The sequence below is a fragment of the Paraburkholderia aromaticivorans genome, assembly GCF_002278075.1.
Taxonomy (GTDB): domain Bacteria; phylum Pseudomonadota; class Gammaproteobacteria; order Burkholderiales; family Burkholderiaceae; genus Paraburkholderia; species Paraburkholderia aromaticivorans.
Genome location: NZ_CP022990.1, coordinates 2,403,037 through 2,424,010, shown reverse-complemented (window position 1 = coordinate 2,424,010; position 20,974 = coordinate 2,403,037). Strand labels below are relative to the sequence as shown.

Here is a 20,974-nt window from a genome sequence, read left to right as displayed (position 1 = left end):
GGCACGCAGGCGTCAAGCCATCTTGCAGCCGGTCTTGTCGAGCGGCAGGAAGGATTGGCCGGAACTGACGATATCGGCGTAGTCGTCGGCGTTTTTCATCTTGTTCTTCGCCTTGCCCTTCAACAGATAATAGTTCTTCAGCACCTGGTGGTCGCCTTTGCGGACTTCCTCCGGGCCGGTCAAACCGTCGTACTTCATGCCTTCAAGTGCGGCGACCACTTTCTTCGGATCGACATTACCGGCCTTCACAATGCCGTCGAGCAGGATCTTCGTGCAGATATAGGAGCCCGCGAGGCTGTAGTTGGGGTTCGCCTTGAATGCCGCGTTCGTACGTTTGACAAGATCGCGGTTGAGCGGTGAATCGATGTCGTGCCAGTACTGCGCGCCGAAATAGACGCCTTCGCAAAGATCCGCGCCAAGCGATTCGAATTGCTCGAGTCCGGATGCCCACGCCATCAGAATCGTGCAATTGTTTTTCATGCCGAAACTCACGGCCTGGCGCAACGTATCGGACGACTGCGAGCCGAAGTTCAGAATCAGCAGAACGTCGGGCTTCGCAGCAACCGCGTTCGTCAGATAGCCGCTGAACTCTTTCTCATTGAGCGAGTGGTAGCTGTTGCCGACGTGCTCAATACCCTTCTCTTTGAAGATCGCTTTCGCGGCCGACAGTAAGCCGTCGCCGAACACGTATTGCGGCGTGATGGTGTACCAGCGTTTTGCTTTGGGCTGCATCTGGATCAGCGGCCGCACCGTCTGCTCGATCGCGCCGTAGGTCGGCACCGACCAGCGGAAAGTGGCGTCGTTGCAGTCTTTACCGGTGATTTCGTCCGCGCCTGCCGTGGTGATGAAAATACCGCCGGCTTTTTGGACTTCCTTGCCCATTGCCAATGCTTCGGATGACAGAATACCGCCTGCAAAGAAGCGCGCATTCTTCTGCTGCGCGATTTCCTGCACACGCCGCACTGCCGTTGCCGGCTTGCCTTCCGTGTCGAGTACCGTGTACGCGAGCGGTTGGCCCAGCACCTTGCCATACTGCTCGATTGCGAGCTTCATGCCAAGGTCGGCGTATTTGCCGTTCGCCGCGAACGGACCGGACATTGGCACCGGACAGGCGAACTGCAAGGTGCCGGCCTGCGCGAGTGCGCTTCGCGCGACCAGCGAGCCCAACGTTCCCGGAACGGCCGACAACGCGGCCAGCTTCAACATATTTCGGCGATTCAAAATGACGCTCCTTAAGGAAGAGACACGCACTGACCGACTACGAAACTGCACGCATTGGCGCGAACGACTACTCGAGCTTGCTGGCCGCCGTGAAGTTTTCCACCCCATCGGCACTGTTCTATTTATCATGATAAATAGGTTGGACTCGATCGTAGGTACAATAAATTCGAGTGTCAATAAGGCAAAATTCCTGGCAGCATGAGGCGACCTTCCGGGCTGCGATGACGCCGGCGGGTCGATCGAGGATCGTGCAGGACAAACTAGGGAGCATCGAATATGGTTATGGACCGCGCCAAGGCTGGCGCCGCGATTGAGATCAAGCAGCAGAAACGCGGCGATCTGGTCGCGGAGGAAATCAAGCGGCTCATCACTGAGAAAGACCTGAAGCCAGGTGACCGGCTACCCCGCGAAGTGGAGTTGCAGCAACTTTTTTCGGTGAGCAAAAGCACGATCCGCGAGGCGTTGAAATCGCTTGAGGTGCAAGGTCTCATCAAGGTGACCACCGGCCCGAGCGGCGGCGGCATGGTGGTGGAGGTACCGCTCGATCGCACGTTGCAACTTCTGCAGAACTACCTGTTTTTCAAGGACGTTTCGATCGATGACATCTACACGGTGCGCAAATTGCTGGAGCCCGAACTCGCCGCAGGGGCCGTGCCGTATCTGACGGAGCAGGACTTCGAGGCGCTCGACGCGAGCATTGCATGTTGTGACCGGCCGGCTTCGTCACATGGGGGGCAGGACATCGTGCGACAACGTCAGGAAGACGTGAATTTCCACGATATCCTCGCGGCGGCGAATCCCAACCCGTTTCTGCGGTTCAGTTGCGAGTTGATCAACGAAATGATCCGGCAGCTGATCGAGTTTCGTAACGACACGCCGCAGGCCGAACATGAGCGGTTCGGCCAGGCCAACGTCAAAATTCACAAAGCGATTACGAAGGCAGCGCGAGAGCGTGACGCGGAGAAGGTTCGGGAGTTGATGGTGATCCACATGACCGAAGCGCCCCGTTACGTAAAGCGAATGAAGGGAAAACTGCGTGGGCGTCTGATCCTGGATTCGGAGATTCGTCGACGGGTGCGGGCGCGAAGCGTGGTGCCGTCTGATGAGGACCATGACAAGGGCGGCGCAGTTTGACGGAGGTTGCAGGTAGGTTACAGGTGCGTTGTGGGTCGCGCGCTGTGAAGTTGCAAGCCGAGCGCGGTTTCGGCGAAGACGGGTTCGTATGGGACGGCCGCATGTTGCTTGACGCGCCGGAGGTCCTTTTCTTCGTGATGTGCCTGATGCGTCTGACATACGGCCATTAGCATGGTCCGCTTGCCATACCGGCGCGATGCGTCGGCAGCGCGGCAGGCTGCTCGATGAGACGCGCCGCGGCATGGAGAAAGATCGAAAGAGGTCGCGCACTCAGGCGGAAAGGGGGTGCGCGGGGGTGTCCCGAATTTTGTGTAAACGGGTCTATGTTTAACCCGGCACCAGCCGTTCTTCGAACTGGATGGTGAAACGGTTCAGGGCCGCTTTCCAGTCGCGGATAGGCATCGACCACTTCCTGCTGATATTGTTCAGTGCCAGACAGAACAGCTTGGTCATTGCCTCGTCCGTCGGGAATGAACTGCGCGTCTTGATCACCTTGCGCAGGCTCATGTTGATCGATTCAATGGCATTCCTAACCGGCATGATATAGCCGGTGCCTCACGGTTCCGCGCCACGCAGTTCAGGCGTATGGTGTGACCATCCGGGACAAGGGGCACCGGGGAGCACTTCGGGTGGGCAGGCCATTGTTACACGTTGAGCCGCGAGCTCGTGTTGGTAGTTGGCCGCCCCTGCGACCGGCCCGGTTGCGCTGCGAGCGCGAATCCGTAGTTGTCGTGCTGTCCCACCGCTCCCATCAGTGATCTGAAACGGGAGATGGTTATGCGAATCGTAGGAATGTGGATAACGTGAAGTAGGATGGCCGGTCGGCCAACATGATTGTCGCCGACCAAGGAATGGATGTTTCGCGCTCCGTAACTGAGATCGCGTACCTGGAGGACGGCGTGCTGCATGCTGGCGGCCGCACCGGGCTACGCCGCGACGAGCTGGAGCGCTTCGCTGCCGGGCTGCGGGCCACTGATCATGTGGTGCTCGAAGCCACTGGCAATACTGCCGCAATCGTCAACGTGCTGCGTCCCCATGTAGCGCGCGTGGCGATCGCAAATCCGCTGAAGGTACGGCTGATCGCCGAGGCGCGTGTCAAGACAGACAGGATCGATGCGGCCGTGCTAGCCCAACTGTATGCGAGCAATTTTCTGCCAGAAGTCTGAATGCCCGACGAGGACACCCTGGCGCTACGCCGCCAGATTTCGCGCCGCTCGCAACTCGTGCGGCAGCGCACGAGACTGAAGAACGAGGTACATGCGGTCCTGGCCGCACATCTGATCGAGCGGTGTCCCGCTACTGATCTGTTCGGCCAGAAAGGGCGCACATGGCTCAGTGCCCAGCCGCTGCCAATGGATGAACGTCTCGGCGTCGAGCAGTGGCTGCGCGAACTGGATCGCCTCGGCGAAGATCTGCGCGAGATAGAGCGGGCACTTGCACAAGCGACCATCGACGATGAGCGGCTGCGCAAGCTGCTGTCGGTCAGTGGCATCAACACGACGGTACGGTCATCGTCGCTCCTGTTACTGGCAGTCTCCTGCCAAATGACCGTTTACACAAAACTATTTACACCCTCGGGTGCGCCGGTCCCCATAAGAGGACATCGCGTCGGAAGCGGCAATTAGATCGAGTTCCAGTCGGTCTGCCGGCCGGATGCACGATGAGGGCTCAACCTTTTACGAGCCGCGCCGTTATTGCATCTGCAGGCGTAAACATTGGACCTCCATGGCACAACCTATCCCGTTATCTCGTAATACAGGCGTTGCGCGTGCGCGGCTTACCAAGGCCATGCTGTTACCCATCGCCCGGCAGACCGCCGACGACCTCGCCTTGCGGGTCCATCTGGCACTCGATGCCTTGCGCCGCGGCGCCGGCAGCATGACCGATGCGCAAACACTAACGCAAATCATGCTGCTGACCGGCTTTCTGGCTGAATCGGGCTTTGGCTCGGCGACCAGCGAACAACTGAGTGCGGCGGAACGCGCGGTGTCGCATGTGTTCGATACCGGCCGCGAGACTGGCAAGTGGAGCCTCGACGAGGCGGGTTTCTCGCTTTTTGCGACGATCGCGACAAACTACGATCAGCAGTTGCATAGCGCGCCTCTTTGGGCAATCACCGATGCGAGCGAGCGGCTTGATCGATTTACCGCGGGCATGTCGTATCAGGCTCCCGTGCGCAAACGGGCTTAGGCCGATCACATGATTTGGGAGCGTGGAGGCAAGCCCATCGACGCATTTCCCGACAATCGACGAGCGCCCTGTACTGGGAAGGTGCGGTACGGGTGAGCCGGGAAGGCGTGGAGGTGGGGCGGGCCTATCTGGAGCTGACGGGTTACGCGAAGGCGCTGCGGCTGGGGAAGGAGTGAAGGCGGTTTGCCGCGCCGGTAGTGGCGGGGGTGACCGGTATTCCGGGTAGTCCGGGGACGGCGGCCGGTAAACGCAGAAACCCCACCTTTTTGGGGGTGGGGTTTCTGATGCTGCTGGGGAGCCTGACGATTACCTACTTTCACACGGGAATCCGCACTATCATCGGCGTGGAGTCGTTTCACGGTCCTGTTCGGGATGGGAAGGGGTGGGACCGACTCGCTATGGTCATCAGGCATGACTTGTTGCTCGGCTGTCCCGGGGACAGCCCAGCCAATCTGGAAGAAGTAGTTTCTGGTGATGCTCACCAGGGTAGAGCGTGGGGTTGTGTTGTTTCTGTTGGCACAACACTGATCTCAACCGTGCGTTCTGCGTGCCCCATCTGGAGTTCACGCGTGCCCCCTTCGGGGGTGGGATGCTCGTAAGTGCTGAAGCACTAACGATCATCGCAAGACACACCTGTTATAGGATCAAGCCTTACGGGCAATTAGTATCAGTTAGCTTAACGCATTACTGCGCTTCCACACCTGACCTATCAACGTCCTGGTCTTGAACGACCCTTCAAGGGGCTCGAAGCCCCGGGGATATCTCATCTTAAGGCGAGTTTCCCGCTTAGATGCTTTCAGCGGTTATCTCTTCCGAACATAGCTACCCGGCGATGCCACTGGCGTGACAACCGGTACACCAGAGGTTCGTCCACTCCGGTCCTCTCGTACTAGGAGCAGCCCCCTTCAAATATCCAGCGCCCACGGCAGATAGGGACCAAACTGTCTCACGACGTTTTAAACCCAGCTCACGTACCTCTTTAAATGGCGAACAGCCATACCCTTGGGACCGGCTACAGCCCCAGGATGAGATGAGCCGACATCGAGGTGCCAAACACCGCCGTCGATATGAACTCTTGGGCGGTATCAGCCTGTTATCCCCAGAGTACCTTTTATCCGTTGAGCGATGGCCCTTCCATACAGAACCACCGGATCACTATGACCTGCTTTCGCACCTGCTCGACTTGTCGGTCTCGCAGTTAAGCACGCTTATGCCATTGCACTATCAGCACGATTTCCGACCGTACCTAGCGTACCTTCGTACTCCTCCGTTACACTTTGGGAGGAGACCGCCCCAGTCAAACTGCCTACCATGCACTGTCCCCAGTCCGGATAACGGACCAAGGTTAGAACCTCAAACAAACCAGGGTGGTATTTCAAGGACGGCTCCACGCAGACTGGCGTCCACGCTTCAAAGCCTCCCACCTATCCTACACAGACCGGTTCAAAGTCCAATGCAAAGCTACAGTAAAGGTTCATGGGGTCTTTCCGTCTAGCCGCGGGGAGATTGCATCATCACAAACACTTCAACTTCGCTGAGTCTCGGGAGGAGACAGTGTGGCCATCGTTACGCCATTCGTGCAGGTCGGAACTTACCCGACAAGGAATTTCGCTACCTTAGGACCGTTATAGTTACGGCCGCCGTTTACCGGGACTTCAATCAAGAGCTTGCACCCCATCATTTAATCTTCCGGCACCGGGCAGGCGTCACACCCTATACGTCCACTTTCGTGTTTGCAGAGTGCTGTGTTTTTATTAAACAGTCGCAGCCACCAGTTTATTGCAACCCCTTCACCCTTCTGGCGCAGGCCAGTCAAGCTACAGGGGCGTACCTTATCCCGAAGTTACGGTACCAATTTGCCGAGTTCCTTCTCCCGAGTTCTCTCAAGCGCCTTAGAATACTCATCTCGCCCACCTGTGTCGGTTTGCGGTACGGTCTTGTTAAACTGAAGCTTAGAGGCTTTTCTTGGAACCACTTCCAGTTGCTTCTTCACCGAAGTGAATGGCCTCGCACCCTTGAATTCCGCGCCCGGATTTGCCTAAGCGCCTTCTCCAATGCAAGGACCGGGACTTCCAACACCCGGACAACCTTCCGCGATCCGTCCCCCCATCGCATTTAACAATGGTGCAGGAATATTAACCTGCTTCCCATCAGCTACGCATTTCTGCCTCGCCTTAGGGGCCGACTCACCCTACGCCGATGAACGTTGCGTAGGAAACCTTGGGCTTACGGCGAGGGGGCCTTTCACCCCCTTTATCGCTACTCATGTCAGCATTCGCACTTCCGATACCTCCAGCACACTTTTCAATGCACCTTCGCAGGCTTACGGAACGCTCTCCTACCATGCACATAAATGTGCATCCGCAGCTTCGGTATATTGCTTAGCCCCGTTACATCTTCCGCGCAGGACGACTCGATCAGTGAGCTATTACGCTTTCTTTAAAGGATGGCTGCTTCTAAGCCAACCTCCTGACTGTTTTAGCCTTCCCACTTCGTTTCCCACTTAGCAATATTTGGGGACCTTAGCTGGCGGTCTGGGTTGTTTCCCTCTTGACACCGGACGTTAGCACCCGATGTCTGTCTCCCGTGATTGCACTCTTCGGTATTCGGAGTTTGCTATGGCGTAGTAATCCGCAATGGACCCCACAACCATGACAGTGCTCTACCCCCGAAGGTGATACACGAGGCACTACCTAAATAGTTTTCGGAGAGAACCAGCTATTTCCAGGTTTGTTTAGCCTTTCACCCCTATCCACAGCTCATCCCCTAACTTTTCAACGTTAGTGGGTTCGGACCTCCAGTACGTGTTACCGCACCTTCATCCTGGCCATGGATAGATCACCTGGTTTCGGGTCTACACCCAGCGACTGAACGCCCTGTTCGGACTCGCTTTCGCTACGCCTGCCCTAATCGGTTAAGCTTGCCACTGAATGTAAGTCGCTGACCCATTATACAAAAGGTACGCCGTCACCCCTTGCGAGGCTCCGACTGTTTGTATGCATGCGGTTTCAGGATCTATTTCACTCCCCTCCCGGGGTTCTTTTCGCCTTTCCCTCACGGTACTGGTTCACTATCGGTCGATCACGAGTATTTAGCCTTGGAGGATGGTCCCCCCATCTTCAGACAGGATTTCACGTGTCCCGCCCTACTTGTCGTACACCTAGTTCTTCCTCGCTGTTTTCGTCTACAGGGCTATCACCTGCTATGGCGGCACTTTCCAGAGCCTTCGACTAACAATGAAGATAAAGAGTACAGGCTGGTCCCATTTCGCTCGCCACTACTCTGGGAATCTCGGTTGATTTCTTTTCCTGCGGTTACTTAGATGTTTCAGTTCACCGCGTTCGCTTCACGTAGCCTATGTATTCAGCTACGGATGACCCATACGGGCCGGGTTTCCCCATTCGGATATCGGTGGATCAAAGCTCGTTTGCCAGCTCCCCACCGCTTTTCGCAGGCTACCGCGTCCTTCATCGCCTGTGATCGCCAAGGCATCCACCACATGCACTTGTTCGCTTGACCCTATAACGGGTGTGTCTCATGTGTGATCCACTGGGAATCACACGCTCGCCACAATCGCTACAGGTTGAGTATTCGTGTTGCGCCGTATTCCAAGGCAATCTTTCGATCACCTTTTCATACATTGATACAATCACAACCCTGATTCACCTACTTGCGCACCCATCTCTAAGTACACTTTCGTGAATCTCTTTACTACTTCTTCCTGATTGTTAAAGAACGACAGCCGATATCGCAGTTGCTATAACCGCGTATCACTCTGACTGGCTCAATCGCCAATGCCAAACATTCAGTTCAACTGAACCCTTGGCATTGAGGATTGGTGGAGGATGACGGGATCGAACCGACGACCCCCTGCTTGCAAAGCAGGTGCTCTCCCAGCTGAGCTAATCCCCCAGTCATGCACAGATCAGATCTGCTTTCATCCCAGGGGTTTCACCGGTCAGCCACCGCAGAATCAGTGGTGGGTCTGGATGGATTCGAACCATCGACCCCCGCCTTATCAAGACGGTGCTCTAACCGACTGAGCTACAGACCCCTGAGTCTGTCTGCGTATCTGTCTTCAATTTCACAGCCGATAAGCGTGAGCGCTCAACACCTGACGCGTTAGCTCGAGAAAGGAGGTGATCCAGCCGCACCTTCCGATACGGCTACCTTGTTACGACTTCACCCCAGTCATGAATCCTACCGTGGTGACCGTCCTCCTTGCGGTTAGACTAGCCACTTCTGGTAAAACCCACTCCCATGGTGTGACGGGCGGTGTGTACAAGACCCGGGAACGTATTCACCGCGGCATGCTGATCCGCGATTACTAGCGATTCCAGCTTCACGCACTCGAGTTGCAGAGTGCGATCCGGACTACGATCGGTTTTCTGGGATTGGCTCCCCCTCGCGGGTTGGCGACCCTCTGTTCCGACCATTGTATGACGTGTGAAGCCCTACCCATAAGGGCCATGAGGACTTGACGTCATCCCCACCTTCCTCCGGTTTGTCACCGGCAGTCTCCCTAGAGTGCTCTTGCGTAGCAACTAGGGACAAGGGTTGCGCTCGTTGCGGGACTTAACCCAACATCTCACGACACGAGCTGACGACAGCCATGCAGCACCTGTGTTATGGCTCCCTTTCGGGCACTCCCACCTCTCAGCAGGATTCCATACATGTCAAGGGTAGGTAAGGTTTTTCGCGTTGCATCGAATTAATCCACATCATCCACCGCTTGTGCGGGTCCCCGTCAATTCCTTTGAGTTTTAATCTTGCGACCGTACTCCCCAGGCGGTCAACTTCACGCGTTAGCTACGTTACCAAGTCAATGAAGACCCGACAACTAGTTGACATCGTTTAGGGCGTGGACTACCAGGGTATCTAATCCTGTTTGCTCCCCACGCTTTCGTGCATGAGCGTCAGTATTGGCCCAGGGGGCTGCCTTCGCCATCGGTATTCCTCCACATCTCTACGCATTTCACTGCTACACGTGGAATTCTACCCCCCTCTGCCATACTCTAGCCCGCCAGTCACAAATGCAGTTCCCAGGTTAAGCCCGGGGATTTCACATCTGTCTTAGCGAACCGCCTGCGCACGCTTTACGCCCAGTAATTCCGATTAACGCTTGCACCCTACGTATTACCGCGGCTGCTGGCACGTAGTTAGCCGGTGCTTATTCTTCCGGTACCGTCATCCCCCTCGGGTATTAACCAAGAGGTTTTCTTTCCGGACAAAAGTGCTTTACAACCCGAAGGCCTTCTTCACACACGCGGCATTGCTGGATCAGGCTTTCGCCCATTGTCCAAAATTCCCCACTGCTGCCTCCCGTAGGAGTCTGGGCCGTGTCTCAGTCCCAGTGTGGCTGGTCGTCCTCTCAGACCAGCTACAGATCGTCGCCTTGGTAGGCCTTTACCCCACCAACTAGCTAATCTGCCATCGGCCGCCCCTGCAGCGCGAGGTCCCGAAGGAGCCCCCGCTTTCATCCGCAGATCGTATGCGGTATTAATCCGGCTTTCGCCGGGCTATCCCCCACTACAGGACACGTTCCGATGTATTACTCACCCGTTCGCCACTCGCCACCAGGGTTGCCCCCGTGCTGCCGTTCGACTTGCATGTGTAAGGCATGCCGCCAGCGTTCAATCTGAGCCAGGATCAAACTCTTCAGTTCAAACCTGTTACTGTTTTTCGGGCTCTTTCGAACCCGGTCGCTCACTCAACGTACTGACGAATGATCCAACCATCTTGCGACAGTCAAACCTTCCTTTCATTACTGTGTGAGACTTGATACTTTTGCTTTGCGCCAGATTCCGGAGAATCCAGCCCGCATCGCGCATCAAGCGCCCACACTTATCGGCTGTTAATTTTTAAAGATCGAGTCCGCATTCACTACCGAACCAGTACCGCACTTCCAGCTACCCGGCACCGCTTCGTTCTGCGTCGCTGCATCAGCAGCACAGAAACGAGATTATGGAGAACGACTGGCACGTCGTCAACCCCCTTTTGTGAATTTTCTTTTGACCAAGTGCCGATCGACGCCAGAAACACGCGGACCCTATATATAGGCAAAGTGATACGGAAACGATCCCGGCGTGTGAGGGTGGCCGAGTTCCTCTATAGTGAAGAGCTTGAAATCCACCAATGTGCACGCATCTTGATGCATGGACAGAAAAACCGCCTAACGCCCAGCCAGCGGCCCAAGGATGCACCTGCAACAAACGCGCATGATGAAATGATGTGCACACGATGAGCGCGAAGGCCCAAGCTCGTATATAATGCGAGCCGCGCGAATTTCGCACATTTCTATCGGCCCGCTTCGAGCGGGCTCATCTTTTTTGCTCCCCAGAGCACAGCCAAACAACCGCGTTGAGTCACTCAGGTGATGTTGAGCCATGCTCGAAACGCCTGACGGTCGCGTCTTGCGTCTCATAGCGAAGCCTCTAGAGGAGAATACGTGAACCCTTTTGATCGCGAAGATTCGCAACACGAAACCGCCGGCTACGCCGCCAAAGCTCCCTCGGGCCGTACGGCCAAGGGCAAGGGCGCCGGCAAAGCGATCCCCGTGACGGCCGAGCTGCCGCCGCAGCAAGCCGAAGAACGTCAGCGCCAGATGCGCGCGCTGATCCAGCTCGGCAAGGAACAAGGCTATCTGACCCACGCGCAGATCAACGACCATTTGCCCGACAACTTCGCGCAAACGGCGGCGATCGACAGCATTGTCAGCGCGTTCAACGACATGGGCGTGCAGGTCTACGAGCAGGCGCCGGATGCGGAAACGCTGCTGCTCAACTCGAACGCCCCCGCCGTGGTGTCGGACGATCAGGCGGACGAGGAAACCGAAGTCGCCCTGTCGACCGTCGATTCCGAGTTCGGCCGCACGACCGACCCGGTGCGCATGTACATGCGCGAAATGGGCGCGACCGAACTGCTGACGCGCGCCGGCGAAATCGCGATTGCCAAGCGCATCGAAGACGGCTTGCACGAAATGGTGCAGGCTATCGCCGCCTGCCCCCTCGCGATCTCGGCCATTCTGGCGAGCGCCCAGCAGGTTGCCGACGGTGAGCTGCGCATCGACGAACTGGTGGACGGCCTGAATGAAGACACGCTCGCCGCCGAAGAAGACAGCGCAAGCGCGGACGCATCGGCCGATGTCGACGCCGACACGGACAGCGACGATGACGACGACAGCGACGATGACGTCGGCCCGGCCGACTCCTCGGCGGCAGACGAAGCACGCCTGAAGCAGCTCACGAGCGACTGCCTCGAAATCTTCGCGCAGGTCGGCATGCTGTCCGACCAGATGAACGCCTCGCACACGCGCGGCGACGTCACCTCGAAGGCGTATCAGCGGGCACGCGAAGAGATCCAGCAGCACCTCGCGAAGATCCGCTTCACGGCACGCACCATCGACCGCTTGTGCGGCGACGTGCAGCAACAGGTCGCGCAAGTTCGTGCGATCGAGCGCAACATTCTGCAAATCGTCGTCACGAAGAGCGGCATGCCGCGCGAGAAATTCATCGAGTCGTTTGCCGGTCATGAGGCCGACCTCGGCTGGACGGAGCGCGCCGCGCGCTCGTCCTCGTCGTACGGCGCGGCGCTGGAGCGCCATCTGCCGGCCATTCAGTCCGAACAGCAAAAGCTGATCGAGATCGAAGCAACGGTTTCGCTGCCGCTGAAGCATCTGAAAGAGATCAACCGCCAGATGGTCGCGGCCGAATCGAAGATGCGCAAGGCGAAGAGCGAAATGATCGAGGCGAACCTGCGTCTCGTGATCTCGATCGCGAAGAAGTACGTGAACCGCGGCATGCTGTTCCTCGACCTGATCCAGGAAGGCAACATCGGCTTGATGAAGGCCGTGGACAAGTTCGAATACCGGCGCGGCTGGAAGTTTTCCACGTATGCGACGTGGTGGGTCCGTCAGGCCGTCACGCGTTCGCTCGCCGATCAGGCTCGCACGATCCGCGTGCCGGTCCACATGATCGAAACGATCAACAAGCTGAACCGCATTTCACGCGAAATCCTGCAGCAGACCGGTCAGGAAGCGCATCCGTCCGTGCTCGCGGAACGCATGGAACTCTCGGAAGAGAAGGTGCGCGGTATTCTGAAGATCGCCAAGCAGCCGGTGTCGATGGAAACGCCGGTCGGCGACGACGGCGACGCCACGCTCGGCGACATGATCGAAGACTCGGCAGCGTCTTCGCCGGCCGACGCGGCCATGCAGGCCGACTTGCGCGCCGCCATCGACGACGCGCTCGACTCGCTGTCGCCGCGCGAAGCGAAGGTACTGCGCATGCGCTACGGCATCAACACGAAGTCGGACCACACGCTCGAAGAAGTCGGCAAGCAATTCGACGTCACGCGTGAGCGGATTCGTCAGATCGAGAGCAAGGCCATGCGCAAGCTGATGCATCCGAGCCGCGCTGACCGTCTGAAGTCGTTCCTCGACCGCTAAGCCCGCAGCAGCGCTTGCCGTGCGTCACGCACGGCAAGCGCACCCTCTCTCGAGCGAGCAGCGAGACGAACCTGCCGAGGGCGACTCCCGTTGCCAGCCACCATCATCCAGTCGTATAGAGCGTATAGCGCGCTTCTCGAGGCTGACCGGGACGTTCGAGCCCGAGCGTATCCGCCCTAATCAAGCAATTTGACAGCCGGGACGGCGAACTCCGCGCGCCCGCGCCTGCAGAATCGCTCGCTACGTCATCCTGCCCCGTATTGCCATCCTGTGCCGCTGCCGCCGCGTCTTACGTGCAGATAGACCACGACGTCGTCCCGCGTCGGCATCTTCGCCGTTTGATGTCTTCACCGCTGACATGTGCGTTTTGAACGTGCTCTCGCCAAAGCCCGCGCTGAAGCCATCCCAACATGGCTCTGAAATTCCGGGACAGTCCGCGCAAATTTCTCCGGTAACGCTTCCCACAATTGCCGATCAAGCGCCGCCACGTCCGCGCGAACCGCGTTCGCCGCGCGACCGCCAGCCGCGGCGCCCGCGGGACGACGCTGCCGCGGCAACCCTCCCCGCAGGCAACAGGCATAGTCGTTGCGCGCTCGTTGATAGGCCATTTACGAGGAGCACATCATGACCACACTCGACCCCCGAGTCCCCGCATCCGCGGACACGCAAGGCGCAACTATAGTCGGAGTCGGCATGGGGGACGGTCCCGGACCGGAAGTCATGGCCGCATCCACGCTTGACGGAAACAAGGTGGTGTCGTCCGACGGCGAACACGTCGGCAAGATCACCGACATCATGCTCGACGTGCGCGGCGGGCGGATTGCTTACGCGGTGTTGTCCACGGGTGGCTTTCTGGGCATGGGCGACACGCTTCACGCCATTCCATGGAGCGCGCTCACGCTCGACACGGACGACCGGTGCTTCGTGCTCGATGCAAGCGCCGAGCGGATCAGAAACGCGCCGGGCTTCGATAAGGACCAGTGGCCTTCCATGGCGGATACGCAATGGGGCACGAGCGTGCACGAGTATTACAACCGGCCGCCGTATTGGGCGGCCACGCGTGACGTAGTGGAAGAGCGGGGCTTGGATTCACCCCTGTGAATAGCGGCGAGGCGGCATCGAGGCCATGCCAGGCGAGCCGCCTCCTCAGCGGCAGGCGCGCTCGCGAAGAAGTTTGTCCACAGAAAATGTTCGCAAGCCTGTGGACAACCTGCGCATGACTCACGCAACTCGTTGAACGCATTGGCTTTCATCTCTGCGCTTTGAATGAGTCGCTAGCCTCACGGCGTCCCGCACATCGCCTGGACAGCCGCCCATTCATGCGGCGTCAACGCGCTTTCGCCGAGCGGCGAGCCGTGACTTTGCCTCTGGCGATCGACCGTGCGCGGATGATCCGAGAGGAATTCCACAGCCGGGCCGGCACTGCCGTTGCGCGTGTCGGTCAGCGCAAAGAATCCCGCCAGCCCGTCGCTACGCAAGCCGCTCGCTTGCAGATAGGCGACGCCGTTTGCATCGGCGAGACGTTCCATATCACGGCTATACGACAACCCGACGAGTCGCCCCGCCAGCGACGACACATCCGCAAAACCGAGATTGACGCCCAGCATCGTGCTAACCACGCCGATCCCAGCGCCGCGAAACAATGCGACCAGCGGATCACGCCGCGCGATATGTGCGGTTTCGTGCGCCATCACGCCAGCCAGTTGATCGGCATTGCCGGCCTGCTCGATCAGACCGCGCATGATCACCATGCGCGCGCCGGGCAGCGTCAGTGCATTGACTGTCTTGCGATCGATCACCTCCAGACGGACCGGTTGCTCGATACCGGCCGCGTGGGCGAGCCGCGCTTCGAGCTGCTCGAGCGCTCGCTGTCCCTCGGCGCCGCGACACACCTTGCGCTTGCCGACGACAACCGACTCCACCATCGCGCCGAACTGGTTTTCGGCCGCGCGCGGCACCAGCGCCGCGGCCGCCGCCGGCAGTCACATCACGAGCACGAATGCCAACGCCGACGCCGCCGCGCCGACCGCCAACCAGCCGAGATACTGCCGGCGCCGCATGCGCGGCGGCACGATCCGCGCCGGCAGCGCGGCGGCGTCCATCGACACGCGGCCCGGCTCGCCTCGGCACGACAACGTGATGCGCCCTTCCGGATCGGGTTCGCCGACGACCAGCCGCGCACGCGGCCAAACCGCGAGCTCACCCGCCATGCCGTCGATAGACAGAAACGCGTCGCTCCAGCGCAGTGTTGCCGCATGCGCAGCGGCGCTGCGGCCGTCGTAGTAACGCGTGCCCGTCGAGCGCTCGCTCGCTGAATCGGAAAGCGTCAAAGCCGCCTCCGAATCAGAACGCGCTGCCGTGATCGAGCAGGTTCAGCATGCCCTCGCCGGTTCGTGGCGGCGTCTGATCGTTTTGCGCCAGCGTTTGCGGATCGAGCTGACCGGACACCTGCAACGTATCCGCTGCGAGCCGCACCACGCGATGCAGCACGATCGGCCAACCCAGACCCAGCGTGACCACGACGATGGCCAGATTGCCGAGCATCATGCCGAGCAGACGCCCCGCAGTGATGCTGCTGCCGAACCTCAGTTGCGAGCCCAGGGTCGTATTGCCCATGACATGGCGCGTGACCAATGCCAGATAGAAGCACCGGATCAACAACGCGCCGACGGTGAACAGCAAGTAGAACAGGAACACCGACCCGAGAGCAGCGAGCGCGGCGGGATCATGTCCCTTGAGCGGCGCATGGCCGACCCGCACGAGCGCCGTGAAGCTGTTGACGAAGATCGCGCCGAGCACGATCAGCAGCACGATTACGCCGGCAAACATCCCGAGGAACGCGGCGTACAACGCGCGGGCGCGGCCTTCGAAGTGAAACGGCAAGCTGCCGAAACTGCTCGCGTTGATACGGCGCTCCGCGAGACGCATCGACATCCACGGCACCATCTGACCGAGCGTGACGATGCACAGCAAGCCGTACAGCAACGCAACCACGCCATAGACGACCGACGAGCCGGTCATGCCGCCGCGAATCCCGCACCACTGCGTGCGGCTCAGACGATAGCGCTGCGCGCTGAAATAAGCGCCCGACGCGACCACCGCGATCACGAGATAAAGAACGAGAGGCGGCAATGCGCCCAGCAACGCGCTCCCCGTGACGGCGCGCAAGATCGCGCTAAGAATAGCTGCGGCGAATACGGCGCTGAACAGGATCGCAATGGCCAGCAAAAAACCTTTGAACAATTCGCCGCCGGTGCCGGTGTATTCGAACCGCTCACCTTGAAAGCGCATGCGCGACCAGATATATCGACGCGTATTGGTGGTCGTCCAAAATCGATAGATGCCGAGTGTGATGATCTGCAGCAGCAGATTCTTGATAAAGATCCCGTACAACTCCCCAATCTTGCCGTCGTAGATGAAGAGCGGCTGCTTCTGGTCGAGGTTGTGTAAAAACTCAGATGATCATCTAGACTGAATCAACCTGCTGGATCGAGAGGCGCAGATGGGGCGATTTGTCGAAGGTGCGGAACGCAGTCAGACGACACTCCTGCCGGAATGTCTCGATGACTTTATCGCTGAAGATAATCCTGTGCGGATTGTCGACGCATTCGTCGAAGAACTCGAACTGGGATCGCTCGGATTCGAAGGCACTACGCCGGCAAGCACCGGGCGACCTTCTTACCACCCAGCCGTACTGCTCAAGATCTATATCTACGGCTATCTCAATCGCGTGCAGTCTAGCCGACGCCTGGAGCGGGAATGCCAGCGCAATGTCGAATTGATGTGGCTGACCGGCCGGCTTGCGCCCGACTTCAAGACGATTGCCGAGTTCAGGCGGAGCAATGGCGAAGGCATTCGCAACGTGTGCCGTCGCTTCGTGATGATATGCCGTGACCTGAAGCTGTTCACACAAGCGGTCGTAGCCATCGACGGTAGCAAGTTCAAGGCGGTCAACAGCCGCGACAACAACTTCACGCCCAACAAGATTGCACGGCGTCAGGAGCAGATCGAGCAAAGCATTCAGCGTTATCTGGACGCGCTGGAGACCGCCGATCGCACTCAGCCGGCCGAGGTAGAAGCGAAGACTGAACGCTTACGGGAGAAGATCGAGACGCTGCGTGAACAGATGCGCGATCTGAAACGCGCAGCGGAACTCCTGAGCGATCTGCCGGAAAAGCAGATCTCACTGACCGACCCGGACTCACGCTCGATGATCTCCCAAGCCAAGGGTACGGGCGTGGTTGGCTATAACGTTCAGGTCGCCGTCGACGCCCGGCACCATCTCATCGTTACCCACGAAGTCACGAACGTCGGCAACGACCGGACTCAGTTGAGTCCGATGGCCAAAGCGGCGCGCGACGCGATGGGGAAGAGGAAAATCAAGGCACTGGCAGACCGTGGATATTTCAGCGCACCGGAGATCAAGGCGTGCGACGACGCGGGTATCGCGGCACTGGTACCTAAGACGCAAACATCTGGTGCAAAGGCCGACGGCCGCTTCGATCGGGCCGACTTCATCTATATCGCCAAAGACGACCAGTATCTATGTCCGGCGGGCCAGCGTGCGATTTACAGGTACACCTCGTTTGAAAGGGCGAATCTGCTGAAATTGCGGACCTACTGGAGCAGTGCCTGCCCACACTGTCCACTCAGAAAGCAGTGCACGCCGGCGCCGTATCGACGCATTCGCCGATGGGAACACGAAGCGGTACTCGACAGAATGCAACGCAGACTGGATCGTCAGCTTGATGCGATGACAATACGGCGACGGACGGTCGAGCACGTGTTCGGCACGCTGAAGCACTGGATGGGCTCAACCCATTTCCAGATGCGCAGGCTTGGGAACGTCTCAACTGAAATGAGCTTGCATGTGCTGGCGTACAACCTCAAACGCGTGATGAAGATCCTCGGATTTGCGAAGACACTACGAGCGATGAAGCTGGCAGGCGCGTAATCTCACGCCTGCCCATGCTCGCCGGCGCATCTCAATCTGGTCAGCCTTCAGAAATCGTCAACTGCGAAGACGCGGCGGCCCCACAGTTGTCCTACCCGCCTGTCGGCCCATACGTTTTTACACAACCTCGGTCGAGTGAATTCATTGTTTTTCTGCCCCATTTCGCGAATCGAGTTTTTATGGCCCGCGTAAGCGTAGGCTTTGCGAAGCAGGTGACTGCCCCGCGCAAACTGGCTTGCATCGCGCAAGCTTTTGCAGACCGGCTTGCGAGCGAGAGCAAGCGCCTGCTCCCACCGTTCTACGGCAACACAAATGTTTTCACGAGCGTCAATTCTCCGGCCTTGCGCATGGGCACGCGAATCGTTTCGCTTTTTTCGTTCGGCGTATTCTCGTTCGTGATGATGGTCACCTGCGCGACGGTCATATCGGCGTTGCCATTGCCGCTGCCGTAGTAATTCACGAAGACCAGATACGTGCCCTTCAACGGCGCAGCGGACGAATAGATCTCCGGTCCATAACCCGTGGTCACGTCGACGTCGAGCGCGCCGCCGTTCGGCGCGACGCGCTCGCCGTACCACGTATGCGCGCCGTCGGGCGACACGACGTGCAAATCCAGATCGGTGCCGTCGGTATCCCACGCGAGCAGTACGCGCAGCTTCGGCTGGGTCTTGCCGCTGTACGCGTCGTAGAATTGCACGCGTTTGCGGCTGCCATCCGGTGCACGCAGTTCGACGCCGTTGCTGCCCGCGGCAAACGCGTAAGGGCGCGAGAACTTGCCGTCCTCTTCCACGCGCTGCGGCAACGGCGTGCCGTCGACCACCAAGGTGCCCACCGTGGTGCCTTTCTTCTTCGGCGCGTTGCGGATCTGCCCTTCGATCAACGCCAGTTTGGACTGCCCTTCCGGCGTCGATACCGACACGGCCGGGTAATGCACGTCCTGCGTATAACGCTCGCTGTCGCCGCTCGTATTGCGCCAGCCGTTCAACGGCGCGGCGAGATCGATATCGCTCGCGTGCGCCGCCGGCGCAGCCTGCAGGCAGGCCAAACAGGCCACTGCGAGGAATCTGTAGCTCGCCTTCATCCAACCCGTCGTCTCGACCTTCATCTTCACTGCTCCTATCCCGCCCTCAGAGCCGCTCGCGCAGCGCCACGACCATCGTTTTACGCCGTCGGTTCAGCGTGTTTTAGTTGAACGCCCGCTTTAGCTTCGAAGCGCTAGCCGCTCGAATCGAAAATTGCCCATTCATTGAATCGGATTGTCGGTACGAATCAGCGTGCGCGCGGTCCGCTCGACGAACGTCTCGTCGAGACCGCGCGGATGATGCTGGAACGCGAGGTGAATATATTCATGCGCCAACGCAACGCGGTCCTCTTCGGTCCGCAAGCGATACACGTACACGCGATTGCGCTGCGCATCGGCATACGGACGCCCTTCGCGCACCGCGCAGACAGCGGGCAGATCGGGCGTTTCGTAGCCCGGCGCGCCTTCCATGCGGCGCGCCCACAACGGCGCGTTGCGCCGCAGCCAGGCCTGCGCGCCCGCCACCGCGACGCAGTCTCCCGACAACGGGCTCTGGAACGAAGTCAGCGTCGCTTGCGGCCAGGTGCGCGCGAGAATGGCGTCGAACGTCAGGCCGGCTTGCGCGGAGGCCTTCGCTGCCAGCCAGCTCATCTGTCCCGGCGCGGCCTCGTCGTGGTGATACTGAACGGGCACGCCGCTCAGCACGAGCGCGTCGGTCAGATCGGCGGCGTGACGCGCGGCTGCCGTCGGCGCGCGGGGCAGGACGCGCTGCGTGCTGCTGCTGTCGTCGATACGGAAACAGCCGTGATCGTGACTGCCATGCTGCACCACGTAGGTCCGCGCCGCGACGGCCAACGCCTTGGCGGCTTCCGGCTGGCTCGTGTCGCCCTCGCGCTCGACCACGCGCGCCACATAATCGTTCATGCCGAAACGGCCGACCACTTGCAGCGCGCCGGCGGCGTCACGATCGAGCCGCAATTCGCCGCGGCTCGTCACCCGCGCCCAATTGCCATTCACGAAGCCGACCCGGAATTCGCCGCGCAGCGGACCCTCCGGGGCGGCGGCCGGTCCTTTGTCGCCGAGCACTTCGCGAATCGGATAGCGGCTGAAGAAATCGACGAGTACACACGCGGCGTCGTCCGGCACGGTGATCGGCGTGAGCAGCGGCGCGATGCGCGGCGCGGCGGCCGCCAGCACGCGCGCGCTGCCGCCCGGGCCGCCCAGCCATACCGGCGTGCCGTCGGCGAGCCAGCCCGCCGCGCCGCCGATCGACGCACCCGGCCGCGCCGGATCCGGCATCGTCCAGGTCTTGGCGCGCAGGACGCTGCCGTACTGCGACACCGTGCCTTCGCCGCGTCCGCTGGTCAGCACCGACACGAGCGTGCTCGCGGCCGCTTCGCGCGGGCGGCTGGGCATGACCTGCAACGCGGCGAGCAGTTCGGCCACCGGCACGCGGCGCGCCGGCGTCATCGCCGGCAGATCGCGCAGCCAGGCGGGCGCGTGAACGGCGGTCCAGTACTTGCGCCAGTCGGCGGAATCGAGTTGCAGGCGCGCGGGCTCGAAAAAGAGTCCGCACGACTGCACCAGCGCACGATCGCGATCGATGTGGCCGCCGGTCATGCAGCAATACGCTTCTTCCGGATCGCCGCCGTTGCAGACGTAGTCCGGCGCTGCGATGTTGCGATCCACCAGATAGCCGTAGACGAACAGCTTCCACACGCTGCCAAGCGGCGTCTCGAGCGTGCGCGGCAACGCACGCGCGGCACCCGGCGAGAAGCCGGACGCGGCGCCGCTGGCGTCGACTTGCCAGAGCTGGCTCTGGCCGTCGCGCAACCAGGCAAAGCGCAGCATCTGCGGCGCGGAGGCCGTGGTTAAAGCGGGCGAAGACGAAGTCGCCGCATACGCTCCCGCACCGCCCAAACCGCACCCCATGCCGGCGACGAGCGCGACCCGCAGCGTAGCTGCCAGACGATCGCGTAGAGGCCGAAGCGCGCTGAACATGGCGGTT

General features: G+C 59.8%; 11 protein-coding genes, 2 tRNA genes, 3 rRNA genes and 3 pseudogenes. 7 read left to right on the top strand and 12 right to left on the bottom strand.

The window, feature by feature from the left end; translation table 11 throughout:
• Positions 1-12: 12 nt before the first annotated feature.
• Positions 13-1,221: an ABC transporter substrate-binding protein gene (locus tag CJU94_RS30390; RefSeq protein WP_095422266.1), complete on the bottom strand. Its 1,209-nt coding sequence runs from the start codon at positions 1,219-1,221 to the stop codon at positions 13-15.
• 276 nt (positions 1,222-1,497) lie between these two features.
• On the opposite strand from CJU94_RS30390, the gene CJU94_RS30385 reads away from it, so the two are divergent.
• A complete protein-coding gene (locus tag CJU94_RS30385) occupies positions 1,498-2,355 on the top strand; it encodes a FadR/GntR family transcriptional regulator (protein ID WP_095422265.1) in 858 nt (285 codons plus the stop codon).
• A 327-nt stretch (positions 2,356-2,682) separates the two neighbouring features.
• On the opposite strand, the pseudogene CJU94_RS30380 reads toward CJU94_RS30385, so the two are convergent.
• Positions 2,683-2,883 (bottom strand): annotated as a pseudogene (locus CJU94_RS30380) (transposase); the annotation flags it as partial.
• Positions 2,884-3,185: 302 nt separating this feature from the next.
• Here CJU94_RS30380 and CJU94_RS30375 point away from each other — a divergent pair.
• The 3 genes and pseudogenes from CJU94_RS30375 to CJU94_RS30365 all read left to right on the top strand — a co-directional run.
• A pseudogene (locus CJU94_RS30375) lies at positions 3,186-3,860 on the top strand (IS110 family transposase); the annotation flags it as partial.
• Between the two features lie 220 nt (positions 3,861-4,080).
• The gene (locus CJU94_RS30370) at positions 4,081-4,545 is read left to right on the top strand and encodes a hypothetical protein (RefSeq protein ID WP_095422264.1); all 465 of its coding nucleotides are present in this window, start codon (positions 4,081-4,083) and stop codon (positions 4,543-4,545) included.
• A gap of 47 nt (positions 4,546-4,592) precedes the next feature.
• A pseudogene (locus tag CJU94_RS30365) lies at positions 4,593-4,721 on the top strand (lipocalin family protein); the annotation flags it as partial.
• Positions 4,722-4,842: 121 nt separating this feature from the next.
• On the opposite strand, the gene rrf reads toward CJU94_RS30365, so the two are convergent.
• From rrf to CJU94_RS30340, 5 genes are all read right to left on the bottom strand, one after another.
• Positions 4,843-4,955, bottom strand: a 5S ribosomal RNA gene (gene rrf, locus CJU94_RS30360).
• 230 nt (positions 4,956-5,185) lie between these two features.
• Positions 5,186-8,064: ribosomal RNA gene (locus CJU94_RS30355) — 23S ribosomal RNA — on the bottom strand.
• A gap of 317 nt (positions 8,065-8,381) precedes the next feature.
• Positions 8,382-8,457 (bottom strand) — tRNA-Ala (locus CJU94_RS30350).
• A gap of 65 nt (positions 8,458-8,522) precedes the next feature.
• A tRNA-Ile gene (locus CJU94_RS30345) sits at positions 8,523-8,599 on the bottom strand.
• A gap of 78 nt (positions 8,600-8,677) precedes the next feature.
• A 16S ribosomal RNA gene (locus CJU94_RS30340) occupies positions 8,678-10,210 on the bottom strand.
• Together the 16S, 23S and 5S rRNA genes with 2 tRNA genes alongside form the textbook arrangement of a ribosomal RNA operon.
• A 783-nt stretch (positions 10,211-10,993) precedes the next feature.
• On the opposite strand from CJU94_RS30340, the gene rpoD reads away from it, so the two are divergent.
• Both rpoD and CJU94_RS30330 read left to right on the top strand, forming a co-directional pair.
• Complete coding sequence (gene rpoD, locus CJU94_RS30335) at positions 10,994-12,991, top strand: RNA polymerase sigma factor RpoD (protein ID WP_095422262.1); 1,998 nt, start codon at positions 10,994-10,996, stop codon at positions 12,989-12,991.
• Positions 12,992-13,615: 624 nt separating this feature from the next.
• Positions 13,616-14,092 carry a PRC-barrel domain-containing protein gene (locus tag CJU94_RS30330; RefSeq protein WP_095422261.1) on the top strand — a complete coding sequence of 159 codons (477 nt, stop codon included), beginning with the start codon at positions 13,616-13,618 and terminating at the stop codon, positions 14,090-14,092.
• Between the two features lie 179 nt (positions 14,093-14,271).
• Here the strand turns inward: CJU94_RS30330 and CJU94_RS30325 are convergent, their stop codons facing one another.
• Genes CJU94_RS30325 through CJU94_RS30315 form a run of 3 tightly spaced genes read right to left on the bottom strand, consistent with a single transcriptional unit; the run spans position 14,272 to position 16,384 of the window.
• Positions 14,272-14,949 (bottom strand): M48 family metallopeptidase, encoded by a 678-nt coding sequence (locus tag CJU94_RS30325; protein WP_095422260.1) that lies wholly within the window; start codon positions 14,947-14,949, stop codon positions 14,272-14,274.
• Positions 14,950-14,973: 24 nt separating this feature from the next.
• On the bottom strand, positions 14,974-15,321 hold the full coding sequence (locus CJU94_RS30320) for a DUF7092 domain-containing protein (protein WP_095422259.1): 348 nt from the start codon (positions 15,319-15,321) through the stop codon (positions 14,974-14,976).
• Between the two features lie 13 nt (positions 15,322-15,334).
• Positions 15,335-16,384: a YjgN family protein gene (locus tag CJU94_RS30315; RefSeq protein ID WP_244221017.1), complete on the bottom strand. Its 1,050-nt coding sequence runs from the start codon at positions 16,382-16,384 to the stop codon at positions 15,335-15,337.
• A gap of 109 nt (positions 16,385-16,493) precedes the next feature.
• Between CJU94_RS30315 and CJU94_RS30310 the strand changes: the two genes are divergently transcribed.
• Entirely contained in the window at positions 16,494-17,945 is a 1,452-nt protein-coding gene (locus CJU94_RS30310; protein WP_095422257.1) for an IS1182 family transposase, read from the top strand.
• Between the two features lie 298 nt (positions 17,946-18,243).
• Here CJU94_RS30310 and CJU94_RS30305 read toward each other — a convergent pair whose 3' ends face one another.
• Together CJU94_RS30305 and CJU94_RS30300 are read right to left on the bottom strand one after the other, a co-directional pair.
• On the bottom strand, positions 18,244-19,050 hold the full coding sequence (locus CJU94_RS30305) for a YfaP family protein (RefSeq protein WP_095422256.1): 807 nt from the start codon (positions 19,048-19,050) through the stop codon (positions 18,244-18,246).
• Between the two features lie 138 nt (positions 19,051-19,188).
• The gene (locus CJU94_RS30300) at positions 19,189-20,967 is read right to left on the bottom strand and encodes a DUF2300 domain-containing protein (protein ID WP_095422255.1); all 1,779 of its coding nucleotides are present in this window, start codon (positions 20,965-20,967) and stop codon (positions 19,189-19,191) included.
• Positions 20,968-20,974: the final 7 nt, after the last annotated feature.